Annotated in this window: 10 protein-coding genes; 6 read left to right on the top strand and 4 right to left on the bottom strand. The window is 71.3% G+C overall.

Annotation, left to right across the window (positions count from 1 at the left end; all coding sequences use genetic code 11):
* Window positions 1-1331: 1331 nt before the first annotated feature.
* Genes BMY89_RS05990 through BMY89_RS05980 form a run of 3 tightly spaced genes read right to left on the bottom strand, consistent with a single transcriptional unit; the run spans window position 1332 to window position 4532 of the window.
* Complete coding sequence (locus tag BMY89_RS05990) at window positions 1332-2408, bottom strand: zinc-binding dehydrogenase (protein ID WP_092376203.1); 1077 nt, start codon at window positions 2406-2408, stop codon at window positions 1332-1334.
* The gene (locus BMY89_RS05985) at window positions 2405-3823 is read right to left on the bottom strand and encodes an aldehyde dehydrogenase family protein (protein WP_092376199.1); all 1419 of its coding nucleotides are present in this window, start codon (window positions 3821-3823) and stop codon (window positions 2405-2407) included. Before BMY89_RS05985 ends, BMY89_RS05990 begins: the two co-directional genes overlap by 4 nt.
* 43 nt (window positions 3824-3866) lie before the next feature.
* Window positions 3867-4532 (bottom strand): TetR/AcrR family transcriptional regulator, encoded by a 666-nt coding sequence (locus BMY89_RS05980; protein ID WP_092376196.1) that lies wholly within the window; start codon window positions 4530-4532, stop codon window positions 3867-3869.
* Between the two features lie 113 nt (window positions 4533-4645).
* Between BMY89_RS05980 and BMY89_RS05975 the strand changes: the two genes are divergently transcribed.
* From BMY89_RS05975 to BMY89_RS05950, 6 genes are all read left to right on the top strand, one after another.
* Entirely contained in the window at window positions 4646-5794 is a 1149-nt protein-coding gene (locus BMY89_RS05975) for an acyl-CoA dehydrogenase family protein (protein ID WP_092376193.1), read from the top strand.
* A gap of 18 nt (window positions 5795-5812) precedes the next feature.
* The gene (gene fabG, locus BMY89_RS05970) at window positions 5813-6571 is read left to right on the top strand and encodes a 3-oxoacyl-ACP reductase FabG (RefSeq protein ID WP_092376189.1); all 759 of its coding nucleotides are present in this window, start codon (window positions 5813-5815) and stop codon (window positions 6569-6571) included.
* Between the two features lie 30 nt (window positions 6572-6601).
* The gene (locus BMY89_RS05965; protein ID WP_092376186.1) at window positions 6602-7774 is read left to right on the top strand and encodes an acyl-CoA dehydrogenase family protein; all 1173 of its coding nucleotides are present in this window, start codon (window positions 6602-6604) and stop codon (window positions 7772-7774) included.
* Window positions 7771-8238 (top strand): MaoC family dehydratase, encoded by a 468-nt coding sequence (locus BMY89_RS05960; RefSeq protein ID WP_092376183.1) that lies wholly within the window; start codon window positions 7771-7773, stop codon window positions 8236-8238. Before BMY89_RS05965 ends, BMY89_RS05960 begins: the two co-directional genes overlap by 4 nt.
* 74 nt (window positions 8239-8312) lie before the next feature.
* Complete coding sequence (locus BMY89_RS05955; RefSeq protein ID WP_092376182.1) at window positions 8313-9230, top strand: oxidoreductase; 918 nt, start codon at window positions 8313-8315, stop codon at window positions 9228-9230.
* A 97-nt stretch (window positions 9231-9327) separates the two neighbouring features.
* Window positions 9328-9825 (top strand): GNAT family N-acetyltransferase, encoded by a 498-nt coding sequence (locus BMY89_RS05950; RefSeq protein ID WP_092376179.1) that lies wholly within the window; start codon window positions 9328-9330, stop codon window positions 9823-9825.
* 68 nt (window positions 9826-9893) lie between these two features.
* Here BMY89_RS05950 and BMY89_RS05945 read toward each other — a convergent pair whose 3' ends face one another.
* On the bottom strand, window positions 9894-11756 hold the full coding sequence (locus BMY89_RS05945; RefSeq protein ID WP_092376176.1) for an adenylyl cyclase: 1863 nt from the start codon (window positions 11754-11756) through the stop codon (window positions 9894-9896).
* Window positions 11757-11816 lie beyond the last annotated feature (60 nt).

The following is an 11816-nucleotide window of genomic DNA, read 5'->3' as shown; positions in this document are numbered from 1 at the left end:
CCTGCTGGATCGACCACGACGGTGACCTGCCGATCATCAAGGCACCCTGATCCGGCTACAGGTCGAACACCTGCCGGCGAGCGCGATCCGAAACCGGTGTGGCTGTGGTGCTCCGCCACCGACGCCACCACCACCGAGACCGCTCAGCGGTGGACCTGGCGTGATCATCGCCGCCCACACCCAGCTTAGATCGAGGCTCAGTCCTGAGCGAGCTCGTTAGCAAGCGCGCGGAGCGGGTGGTCGTCCGGCCGTGCCGGTCCAGGAGTGAGGGGGCCGAGCTGGCCGTGGATGCAGGGCAGGTCGTCTAGGGTACCCGCCGACCTGCTCGCCAGGCATCCTCGGTGAGGATCGCGTTCTGCGAGAGTGAGGTCTCCCCGCTTTCGCGGAACGGTGGTTACCTGATGCCGGTCGGCGCAGTGTCCCACCTCCGGGCGACGTCCCGACGTAGCCGAACCGCCGCGACTGGCACATCTGGCCCATGAACTGGGAAAACGCGGTTCTTATTCTGCCACGTATGGTCCACGCAGCTCAGGAAGCCTCCCAGTTTCGATCAGCCCGACCAAGCTTAATCAATCGACTGTCATCCACATAAGGAACCGGACTGCGGCGCTGATGACCACTGCGGGTGGGACGGGCATTGCCATCCAGGACAGGATGATCGGAAGTCAATACCGGAGGAGCTTTCGCGAATCCATGAGCTTCGCTAGGATTCGGGTTCGCCGTCACCGGATCTGGAAGGGATCGACATGCGAGTTGCACGGTTAGTGGCAGGGTTGACAGCCGTTACAACTGCCCTGACAGGGCTGATCCTGGCGACCGCGAGCCCCGCCGCAGCTGCGATCGATAACGGCACCTGGGTTGCTTACGGCAACAAGAACCCGATCACGTCCAGCTCGAGCACCTGGCGTTGCGGCGCCACCGAGACGGTTGCCACCAATGTTCTTGCACAGGTGTGCGCAATCAGGTCGGCAAGCGGGGCAGCGATGCAAGGGGCGGTGATTGTGCGTAACAATAGATCCAGCTCCTTCAGTACCACCGCATTCGTGCGCCTGCGCGAGTACACCCAAACGTTCGGCGCTTGGGCCTGTCAGTCATCGGGGATCGGGGCGAACGGGTGGACGGTGTGTTTCGGGAGGACCATTGATTACAGGTCGGTGCAGGCGGAAGGGGACGGTAACGCGGTTTACCTCGGATACTCGCCATGGATCTGAACCGAACGAACGGGTCAGTCGCGTTGCGCGGTCGTGGGTGCGGCAGCCCGTGAGCCGTCGCCACACCTGCTCGTCGAGCGCAATGCTGCGGAGCGGGATGCCGCCGGCCGGCGGGGCGGGTCAGTCGAACAGGACCACCGTGCGGGCCCCCTCGCCCCGGGCCATCCGGGCGAGGGCCTCCGGTGCCTCGTCCAGGGTGGCCCGGTCGGTGACCAGGAAACCGAGGTCGAGTGTGCCGTCCAGCACCGCGCGGGCCAGCTCCGGCACGTCCCGGTCCGGGTCGGAGGAGCCGTAGACCGAGGAGCGCAGCGTGCGCGCCGAGTGGAAGATGTCCAGGGCGCTGAGGCCGACGATGTCGTCCCGGCCGCCCATGCCGACCACGATGACCTGCCCGCCGCGCCGGGCGGTCCGCCAGGCGGTGCGGATGGTGGCGGCCCGGCCGACGCACTCGATCGCGTGGTCGACGCCGCGCTTGCCGGTCAGGGTGCGGACCGACCGGTTGAGGGTCTCGTCGGCGAGCAGGAAGTCGGTGGCGCCTGCGGCGGCGGCCAGGTCGGCCTTGGCGGGTGAGACGTCGACGGCGATGACGGTGCTGGCGCCGGCCGCGCGGGCGGCGGCCACCGCCGACAGGCCGACGCCGCCGATGCCGATGACGGCGACCGAGTCGCCGGGACGGACCCCGGCGGTACGGCGGATCGCGCCGACGCCGGTGAGCACGGCGCAGCCCAGCAGCGCCGCGTCGGGGAAGGCCAGTTCGGCCGGTACGCCCACCACGGCCTCCTGCGGCACCACCACCTGCTCGGCGAGGGCCCCGAGGCCGAGGGTGACGTGCAGTGGCTCGCCGTCGGCGGTGTGCCCACGGGCGGCGGCGGGTGCGCCGCCGCGCTCGCACAGCCAGGGTTCGCCGTGCGTGCAGTACCAGCAGGTGCGGCAGGCGGGCGCCCAGTTCAGCACCACGTGGTCGCCGGTGGTGACCCGGTCGACGCCGTCGCCGACCTCGGTGACCACGCCGGCGGCCTCGTGGCCGAGCAGCAGCGGGTACGGCGCGGTGAGGGTACCGTCCACCATGGACAGGTCGGAGTGGCAGACGCCCGCCGCGCGGATCTGCACCCGTACCTGCCCGGGGCCGGTGGCGGGCAGGTCGATCTGCTCGACCTGGGGCGGTGTCCCGGCGGCCCGGGCGACCAGGCCCCTCACCGCTGGATCGCCTTCACTTCGCAGAACTCCTCCAGGCCGTGCATGCCCAACTCGCGTCCGAGGCCGGACTGCTTGTAGCCGCCGAACGGGGCCATCGGGTTGAACTGAGCGCCGTTGATGTCGACGGCGCCGGTGCGCAGCCGTCGGGCGACCCGCAACGCCCGTTCCTCGTCGCCGGAGAAGACCGCGCCGGCCAGACCGTAGCGGGAGTTGTTCGCCACCGCCACCGCGTGGTCGTCGTCGTCCACCGGGATGACCGCGAGGACCGGCCCGAAGACCTCCTCCTGGGCCAGCGCGCTGTCCGGGTCGACGTCGGCGATCACCGTCGGGGCGACGAACCAGCCCTGCTGCGGTACCGGGGCGTCGGGTCCGCCGGCGACCAGCCGGCTGCCGTCGGCGAGCCCTCGGGTGATGTGGTCGCGTACCCGGTCCCGCTGAGACGCGGAGACCAGCGGTCCGAGGCGAGTTCCGGGGTCGAGCGGATCGCCGAGCCGGTAGCCCTCGGTGGCCTTGGCGAGCAGGTCGAGGGCCTCGTCGTAGCGGGAGCGGTGCACCAGCATCCGGGTCCACGCGGTGCAGGTCTGCCCGGAGTTGAGGAAGGCGTTGCCGACGCCCACCTTGACCGCGGTGGCCAGGTCGGCGTCGTCGAGGATCACGTTGGCCGACTTGCCGCCCAGTTCGAGGGAGACCCGGGCGACGCGGTCGGCGGCCAGGTGCGCGATCCGTCGTCCGGTGGCGGTCGACCCGGTGAACGAGACCAGGTCCACGTCGGGGTGGCTGGCGATCGCCTCGCCGACCACCGGACCGGTGCCGGTGACGAGGTTGACCACGCCCGGCGGCAGGCCGGCCTCGTGCACGGCGTCGAGGAGCAGGTACGCGGTCAGCGGGGTCAGCTCGCTGGGCTTCAGCACGACGGTGCAGCCGGCGGCGAGGGCGGCGGCGACCTTGGCCATGACCTGGTGCAGCGGGTAGTTCCACGGGGTGATCGCGCCGACGACGCCGACGGGTTCGCGTACCACCAGGGAGTTGCCCACGGTCTGCGGCGCCGGCGGCCGGGCGGCCAGGTCGACGTAGCTGCGCAGCACGGTCAGCGGTAGGCCGGTCTGGATCCGGGTGGCGACCTTCAGCGGGGTGCCGAGCTCCAGCACGATGGTGCGGGCGATGTCGTAGGCGCGGGCGGTCAGTGCGGCGTGCAGCCGGTCGAGGTGGGCGGCCCGGTCGGCCGGGTCGGTCGCCGCCCAGCTCTCGAACGCGGTGCGGGCGGCCACCACGGCGCGGTCGACGTCCTCGGCGGTGCCGGCGGGCACCGTCGCGACGACCTCCTCGGTCGTCGGGTTGTGCACCGGCAGGGGCGACCCGCCGCCGGCGGCGACCCATCGCCCGTCGAGGTAGAAGTCGGTCTTTGCGAACTCCATACGCCCCTCACCTCGCCTAAAACTAGCGGTGCAAGTTTGGACTCTAGTACGCCTGGCCCGTCTGCGGGAGGGGCGGCAGTGGGCCGATCGCGCGTTCGTAGGTGCGCGACAACCCGTCGATCAGCGCCTCCAGGCCCAGCGTGAACGCGCCCTCGTCGACGCGTTGCTGGTGTTCGGCGAGGCGGTGGGCCTGGCTCAGGTGCGGGTACTGGTCGGCGTAGAGGCCAGGGTCCTCGACGAAGCCCCGGGCGAACGACCCCAGCGCCGAGCCCGTCACGAAGTAGCGCATCAGCGCGCCGATGTGGGTCGCCCGGGCCGGTGGCCAGCCCGCCCTGACCAGCCCGCCGTAGACGGCGTCGGCCATGGCCAGCGCGGCCGGGCGTCGTCCGGGGCCCTGGGCGAGATGCGGCACGATGTTCGGGTGTGCCGCGAGGGCCGCCCGGTAGGAGTGCCCCCACCGGTGCAGCGCCTCGCGCCAGTCGACCTCGTCGAAGTAGGAGACGTCGACCTGGCTGGTGATGCTGTCGGCCACCGCGTCGAGGATCGCGTCCTTGGTGCCGAAGTGGTTGTACAGCGACGGCCCGCGTACCCCGAGCGTGGCGGCGAGCCGGCGGGTGGAGAAACCTTCCAGCCCTTCGCTGTCGATCAGCGCGGCGGCGGCCTCGACGATCCGCTCCCGGCTGAGCAGCGCCTGTCGCGGCCGGGGCATGGGCTTCCTCCTGTGGGTGGCGTCCGGTGGGGACCCGGTGTTGGTGTCTCGCCCGGAACTTTGCCACACCGGGGTCTGGACAGCATAAAACTTGCACCGCTAGTTTAGCGGTCATGGACCTTCACCTCTCCGCCGAGCAGGCTGCGGTCCGTCGCCTCGCCGCCGACTTCGTCAACCGCGAGGTGACGCCGTACGCGGCCGACTGGGACCGACGCGAGGCGGTCGACCCCGCCATCGTCGGCAAGCTCGGCGAGGTCGGCTTCCTGGGCCTCACCATCGCCGAGGAGCACGGCGGATCCGGCGGCGACCACCTCGCGTACTGCCTGGTGCTGGAGGAGCTCGGCCGGGGCGACTCCGCCGTACGCGGCATCGTTTCGGTCTCGCTCGGCCTGGTCGCCAAGTCGATCGCCACTCACGGAACCCCCGAGCAGCGGGAACGATGGCTGCCCCGGCTCTGCGCGGGTACCGCCCTGGGCTGCTTCGCGCTGACCGAACCGGACAGCGGCTCCGACGCCGCCGCGCTCACCACCCGGGCCGTCCGCGACGGCGACGACTGGCTGGTCACCGGCCGCAAGACCTTCATCACCAACGGCACCACCGCCGACGTGGCCCTGCTGTTCGCCCGCACCGGCGGCCCGGGCCACCGGGGCATCACCGCCTTCCTGATCCCCACCGACAGCCCCGGCCTCACCCGCTCGGAGATCCACGGCAAGCTCGGCCTACGTGGACAGGCCACCGCCGAACTCGTCCTCGACACCGTCCGGGTACCCGACACCGCCCGCCTCGGGGCGGAGGGCGCCGGCTTCCGGCTCGCCCTGGCCACCCTGGCCAAGGGCCGGATGTCGGTCGCCGCCGGCTGCGTCGGCATCGCCCAGGGCTGCCTCGACGCCGCCGTCGGCTACGCCGGCCAGCGCACCCAGTTCGGCAAACCGATCGCCGGGCACCAACTGGTGCAGCAACTGCTCGCCAGCATCGCCGTGGACACCGCTGCCGCGCGGCTGCTCGTCTGGCAGGTCGCCGACCTGATCGACCGGGGTCAGCCGTTCGCCACCGAGGCGTCGATGGCCAAGCTGTTCGCCAGCGAGGCCGCCGTCCGGGCGGCCAACGACGCCATCCAGGTCTTCGGTGGGTACGGCTACATCGACGAGTACCCGGTCGGCAAGTTCCTGCGCGACGCCCGCGTCGCCACCCTCTACGAGGGCACCAGCCAGATCCAGCAGCTACTCATCGGCCGGGCGCTCACCGGCGTCAACGCCTTCTAGGAACTCCAGGGAGCAACCGTGACCAGATTCGCCGACCGGGTCGCCGTCGTCACCGGCGCCGCGCAGGGCATCGGAGCCGCCACGGCCCACCGCCTCGCCGCCGAGGGCGCCGCCGTCGCCGTGGTCGACCTCGACGCCGGCCGCAGCCAGGCGGTCGCCGACGAGATCGTGGCGAAAGGCGGACAGGCCGTCGGCATCGGCTGCGACGTGACCGACGCCGAGGCCGTCGCGGCGCTGGGGGAGCAGGTGGTACGCCGCCTCGGCGGCTGGCACGTGCTGGTCAACAATGCCGGGATCACCCGCGACAACCTGCTGTTCAAGATGCCGCTGCCGCAGTGGCAGGCGGTGCTCACCACCAACCTGACCAGCATGTTCCTCTGCTGCCAGGCCGCCCAGCAGCACATGGTCGACGCCCGGTACGGCCGGATCGTCAACCTCAGCAGCCGCTCCGCGCTCGGCAACCGGGGCCAGGTCAACTACGCGGCGGCCAAGGCCGGGGTGCAGGGCCTCACCGCCACCCTGGCGATCGAGCTGGGCCCGTTCGGCGTCACCGTCAACGCCGTCGCCCCCGGCTACGTCGCCACCGCGATGACCGCCGCCACCGCCGAGCGGGTCGGCAGCACCGCCGAGCAGCACCAGAAGTTCGCCGCCGAGCAGACCCCGCTGCGCCGGGTGGCGCAGCCCGCCGAGATCGCCTCGGTGATCGCCTTCCTGGCCAGTGACGACGCGTCCTACGTCAGCGGCCAGACCCTCTACGTCAACGGTGGCGCGCGCTGAGCGCGTCCGCGGAAAGGAACCGGTGAGCACATGGACTTCGGGCTGTCCGACGAGGAACGGGCCATCCGCGACACCGCCCGCGACTTCATCACCAGAGAGGTCATGCCGCTGGAGCAGGAGCTGCTGCGCCGGGAACGGGCCCACCGCCCCGGCCTGGAACGCTCCGAGCTGCGCGAGTTGCAGCTCAGGGCCCGCAAGTTCGGCTTCTGGGGGCTGGCCACGCCGCAGGAGTACGGGGGCATGGACCTGCCCGCCGTCGGCCAGTCGCTGATCTGGACGGAGATCGGTCGCACGTACGTGCCGTTCCGGTTCGGCGGCGAGGCGGACAACATCCTCTTCCACGCCAGCGATGAGCAGCAACGCGAGTTCCTGCTGCCCACGATCGAGGGTGAGCGGATCTCCTGCTTCGCCATCACCGAGCCGGGCGCCGGTTCGGACGCGGCCAACATCCGGTTCAGCGCCCGCCGCGACGGCGACGACTGGATCCTCAACGGTGAGAAGACCTTCATCACCGGCGGCAACGAGGCCGACTTCGCCATCGTCATCGCGGTCACCGACCCGGAGCGGGGGGCCCGCGACGGTGGAGCCACCGCGTTCCTGGTGGACCGGTCGATGGGCTGGCGGTCGGAGTTCATTCCCACGATGGGCGAGGGCGGGCCGGCGTCGCTGGTCTTCGACGACGTACGCGTACCGCACCGCAACATCCTCGGCGAGGTCGGTCAGGGCTTCACCCTCGGCATGCAGTGGATCGGCAAGGGCCGCTACACCATCCCGTCGCACGCCGTCGGCATCGCCGAGCGCGCGCTGCGGATGGCGATCGAGCACGCCAACACCAGGGAGACCTTCGGCGCGAAGATCGGCACCAACCAGGCCATCCAGTGGATGATCGCCGACTCGGAGACCGAGCTGGAGGCGGCCCGCTGGCTGATCCTGCGTGCCGCGTGGACGGTGGATCAGGGCCTGGACCCGCGGCACGCCTCCTCGATGGCGAAGCTCTACGGCGCCGGCATGGTCAACCGGGTGGTGGACCGGGTGCTCCAGATCCACGGCGGCATGGGCTACACCCGTGAGTTGCCGATCGAACGCTGGTACCGGCAGGTGCGCCTCTACCGGATCTTCGAGGGCACCGACGAGATGCAGCGGTTGATCATCGCGCGGGACCTGCTGCGCGGCTACACCAAGCTTGGCGGGCATCTGGCATGAGGACCTTCACCAGCATCGACGAACTGGCCGCCGCGGTCGGCGAGACTCTCGGCCCGGGCCCGTGGTACCCGGTCGAACAGCGCCGCGTCGACCTGTTCGCCGACGCCACCGACGATCACCAGTGGATCCACATCGACCCCGTGCGGGCGGCGGCCGGGCCGTACGGCGGCACCATCGCCCACGGCTACCTCACGCTGTCGCTGCTGCCGGCGCTGGTCGGCGGGCTCTACCGGGTCGACGGGGTGCGGATGGGGGTCAACTACGGCCTCAACCGGGTCCGGTTCCCGGCCCCGGTACGCGTCGGTGGCGCGGTGCGGGCCGCCGCCACCATCGGCCGGGTGGAGCCGGTCGAGGGCGGTGCGCAGGTGCTGACCACGGTGACCGTGGACAGTGACGCCGGTGGCAAGCCGGTCTGCGTCGCCGAGACGGTCAGCCGGCTGTACGTCGGGCCGACGTCTGCTTGACGTGGTGATCGAGCCACGTCAACCTGATCCAGCCGGTCGGGTGTCCTCGTCGGCACCGGCCGAGGGGCGTGGGCATGACGCGCTGGACGTACGACGACATCCCCGATCAACGCGGGCGGACCGCGATCGTCACCGGAGCCAACACCGGGCTCGGTTTCGAGACCGCCCGGATGCTCGCCGGCCGGGGGGCCCGGGTCGTCCTCGCCTGCCGGGACACCGGCCGGGGGGTGGCGGCGGCCGCCCGGATCCGGGCGGAGACACCTGCCGGTGCGGTGACGTGTGCCCGGCTCGACCTCGCCGACCTCGACTCGGTCGCCGCGTTCGCCGTCGCGTACCGCTCCGACCATGACCGGCTCGACCTGCTCGTCAACAACGCCGGGGTGTTGTATCCCCCGCTTCGGCGTACCCGGCAGGGCTTCGAGCTTCAGTTCGGCACCAACCATCTTGGCCACTTCGCGCTCACCGGCCGGCTGCTACCGCTGCTGTTGGCCACCCCGGCGGCGCGGGTCGTCACCGTCGCCAGCAACGCCCACCGCACCGGGCGTATCGATCTCGACGACCTCAACTGGGAACGGCGGCGCTACCGGCGATTCGCCGCGTACGCCCAGAGCAAGCTCGCGAACCTGCTGTTCACCCTGGAACTGCGTCGCCGGCTGACCGCGGCCGACGCGCCGATCCGGGCCACCGCCGCGCACCCCGGCTGGACGTACACCGGTCAGGGACGGGCCGGCGAGGGCTTTGTGAACACCGTCGGGCGGTTCCTCGCCATGACGACGCACGATGGGGCGCTGCCGACACTCCGTGCGGCCACCGATCCGGACGCCGCGAGCGGCAGTTACTGGGGGCCGGCCCACCGTCTCCAGTACGCCGGCCCACCGGTGGCCGTCACCACGACGAAGCGGGCGCAGGACGTCGCCGTGGCGCAGCGGCTGTGGGCGGCGAGCGAACGGCTCACCGGCGTCGCGGTCCCCCTCGGCCGCCCTGGGCAGTGACGGCGGTGGCCGGCCGCCGCACTGCTGCGGGAAACCGAGCCGCCTGCCCTGCCCGGCGCGGCGCTACGATTCGCCCGTGATCCGAAGGGAGCCGCCGATGGCCGAGGTGACGCTGCGTCCGATGACGGCCGACGACGCCGACCGGGTGCTGGCGATCTACCAGGCCGGGCTGGACGGCGGGGACGCCAGTTTCGAGACCGTGGCGCCGTCGTGGGCGGACTTCGACGCCGGTCGGCTGCCGGCGCACCGCCTGGTGGCGGTGGATGCCGACGGGACGGTGCTCGGCTGGATCGCCGTGTCGCCGACCTCCTCGCGGGCGGTCTACGCCGGGGTGGTGGAGCACTCCGTCTACGTCGACCCGGCGGCCCGGGGGCGAGGTGTGGCCCGGCTGCTGCTCGACGCGCTGATCTCCTCGACCGAGGCGGCGGGCGTCTGGACCATCCAGTCCGGCGTCTTCGCCGAGAACGCCGCCAGCCTCGCCCTGCACCGGCGGGCCGGCTTCCGGGTGATCGGCACCCGGGAGCGGGTGGCCCGCCACCACGGCCGCTGGCGCGACGTCGTCCTGCTGGAGCGGCGCAGCGCGGTGGTGACGTGACCGGGCGCCGCACCGTTAATAGGGGCCCCCTCCTATACCTGAGGCGTTAAGAAGGGGCCCCTCCTTACTTAGGGGTACTGCTTGAGGTAGACGGGTGCGCCGATCCGGTCCATGTCGGCTGCTTCGCCCACGCCGTTGACGACGTGGTCGATGACGCCGGCGCTGAGGTTCACCGTCATGATGTGGTGCAGCCGGACGCCGGGCCGCACCGGCACCTCGAAGCCGTTCTCGGTACGGATCGACGGGTTGTTCTGGTTGAACACGTAGACGCCGCCGCCGTACAGGGTGTGGTGGCGGACCCGGTCGCCGACCTTGTAGCCGGCCCAGCCGTTGACCTTGCCGTTGCGCCAGTCGGCCTGCGTCGGCGGGTCGTAGGGCAGCTCGTTCTGGTAGAGGATCGTGGTGCCGTGCTCGCCGTTCCACACGGTGTTGTAGCGCTGGAAGTGCTCGACGAACAGGCCGGTGGCGGTCACGTGGTCGCCGTTGATGACCGCGCCGTAGCGGCCGGTGTTGGTCCGCCAGCGATCGGTGTCGCCGTTGACGCCCTCGGTGAAGCCCTCGACGCCGTGGTCGCCCCGCCACACCCAGGTGTGGTCGATCAGGACGTGGTCGCTGTTGACCTCCAGCGCGGTGTCCGTCTTGCCGATGTGCGGCCCGCCGATTCGGAAGTACACGTCGGAGAGCGTGATCGGGTTGTGCGGCGTGCTGTGGTTGCGCCCGTGTTTCTGGCCGACCCGCAGCAGCACCGGCGACTCCTTGAGGCCCGCGTCGATGGTGACCCCGGCGACCACGACGCCGGGCACCCCGGCGACGTCGAGCGGCACCGCACCGTTCACCGCGGTGAGGGTGGCGTGCCCGATGCCCAGCACGACCGTGTCGGGTCGACGGACCTCGATGCTGCGGGCCACGTCGTACACGCCGGGGGTGAGCAGCAGGTGCTTGCCGCGGGCGAGTTCGCGGTTGATGACCTGCACCGGGTCCGACGGCTTGGCGACGAAGAAGTCGCCGATCGGGATGCTCCGGCCGGGCGTCGTGCGCGTATCCCAGGTGACGCCGCGGGTGTCGCGGCGCGCGACGGGCACGCGGACCTGGTACTTCCCCTTGCCGTCGACGAACAGGTAGGGCTTCTCCCGGCTCAGCGGAGTGGTGTCGAGCGTGGTGTACGGCGGGTCGGGGAAGCCGGCGTCGTCGGGTGCGCCGACCACCCCGGCGAAGACCTGGTTCCACACGGCGTTGGACCAGCTCTCGACCTCGCTGTTGCGGGTCAGCCACTGCTGCTGGGAGCCGTTGGTGGTGGCGGGTAGCCGGGAGTCGGCGATGAAGCCGCCGCTGGCGTACTGCGGGCCGTTGGTGCAGTAGTCCATCAACGACAGCCCGCCGCCGCTGATGTCCAGCCGGCGCATCGACACCGCCTGGGAGACCGCCCAGAAGTTGGCCGAGGCGCGGCAGTCGTCCTGACCGGCGGCGTTGATCGACAGCGACAGGTTGCTCAGCGTGCGCCAGAAGTTGACCAGAGCGATGCAGTTGCCGGTGCCGCCCTCGGTGAGGCAGCGGTTGTACGCCTCGATCTTGCCGTTGATGACCACGTCGGTGGGGGAGGCGCCCAGGCCGGAGATCTCGGTGTAGTAGCCCACCTTGATCTGCAGGGGTTGCTCGGCGGTGCCGTAGCTACCCGGCCGGAACAGGTAGGCGTGCCGGGTGGTGCCCATCTCGTTGTCGACCTGCGCGGCGTGCGCCGCGTCGAGGGTCGCCTGGATCTGGCTGACCGGCATGCTCGGGTCGAAGATGGTGACGTTGGGCCCGAAGTCGGGGCTGGCCGGTCGGGGCGGGCCGGCGCTGACCGGCGTGTTCGTGGCGACTGCGGCGGTGGTCAGGGCCAGCCCGAAGGCCAGTGCCCGACCGAGTCGCCGGTGTGGTGGTGGGGTCGGCATAGGTTCGTCCTTCCGGTCGGGTGCGGTGCGTTGTCCGCTCCGACGACGTGGGAGACCACG

Source organism: Micromonospora phaseoli, from assembly GCF_900109115.1.
Taxonomy (GTDB): Bacteria; Actinomycetota; Actinomycetes; order Mycobacteriales; family Micromonosporaceae; genus Micromonospora; species Micromonospora phaseoli.
This window is presented reverse-complemented; position numbering and strand designations above follow the sequence as displayed.

Bases quoted from the DNA above. Each gene is read 5' to 3' on its own strand.
- BMY89_RS05985 (WP_092376199.1), bottom strand. From the start codon at position 3,823: ATGGAGTTCGCAAAGACCGACTTCTACCTCGACGGGCGATGGGTCGCC.
- BMY89_RS05980 (WP_092376196.1), bottom strand. From the start codon at position 4,532: ATGCCCCGGCCGCGACAGGCGCTGCTCAGCCGGGAGCGGATCGTCGAG.
- BMY89_RS05975 (WP_092376193.1), top strand. From the start codon at position 4,646: ATGGACCTTCACCTCTCCGCCGAGCAGGCTGCGGTCCGTCGCCTCGCC.
- BMY89_RS05965 (WP_092376186.1), top strand. From the start codon at position 6,602: ATGGACTTCGGGCTGTCCGACGAGGAACGGGCCATCCGCGACACCGCC.
- BMY89_RS05960 (WP_092376183.1), top strand. From the start codon at position 7,771: ATGAGGACCTTCACCAGCATCGACGAACTGGCCGCCGCGGTCGGCGAG.
- BMY89_RS05955 (WP_092376182.1), top strand. From the start codon at position 8,313: ATGACGCGCTGGACGTACGACGACATCCCCGATCAACGCGGGCGGACC.
- BMY89_RS05950 (WP_092376179.1), top strand. From the start codon at position 9,328: ATGGCCGAGGTGACGCTGCGTCCGATGACGGCCGACGACGCCGACCGG.
- BMY89_RS05945 (WP_092376176.1), bottom strand. From the start codon at position 11,756: ATGCCGACCCCACCACCACACCGGCGACTCGGTCGGGCACTGGCCTTC.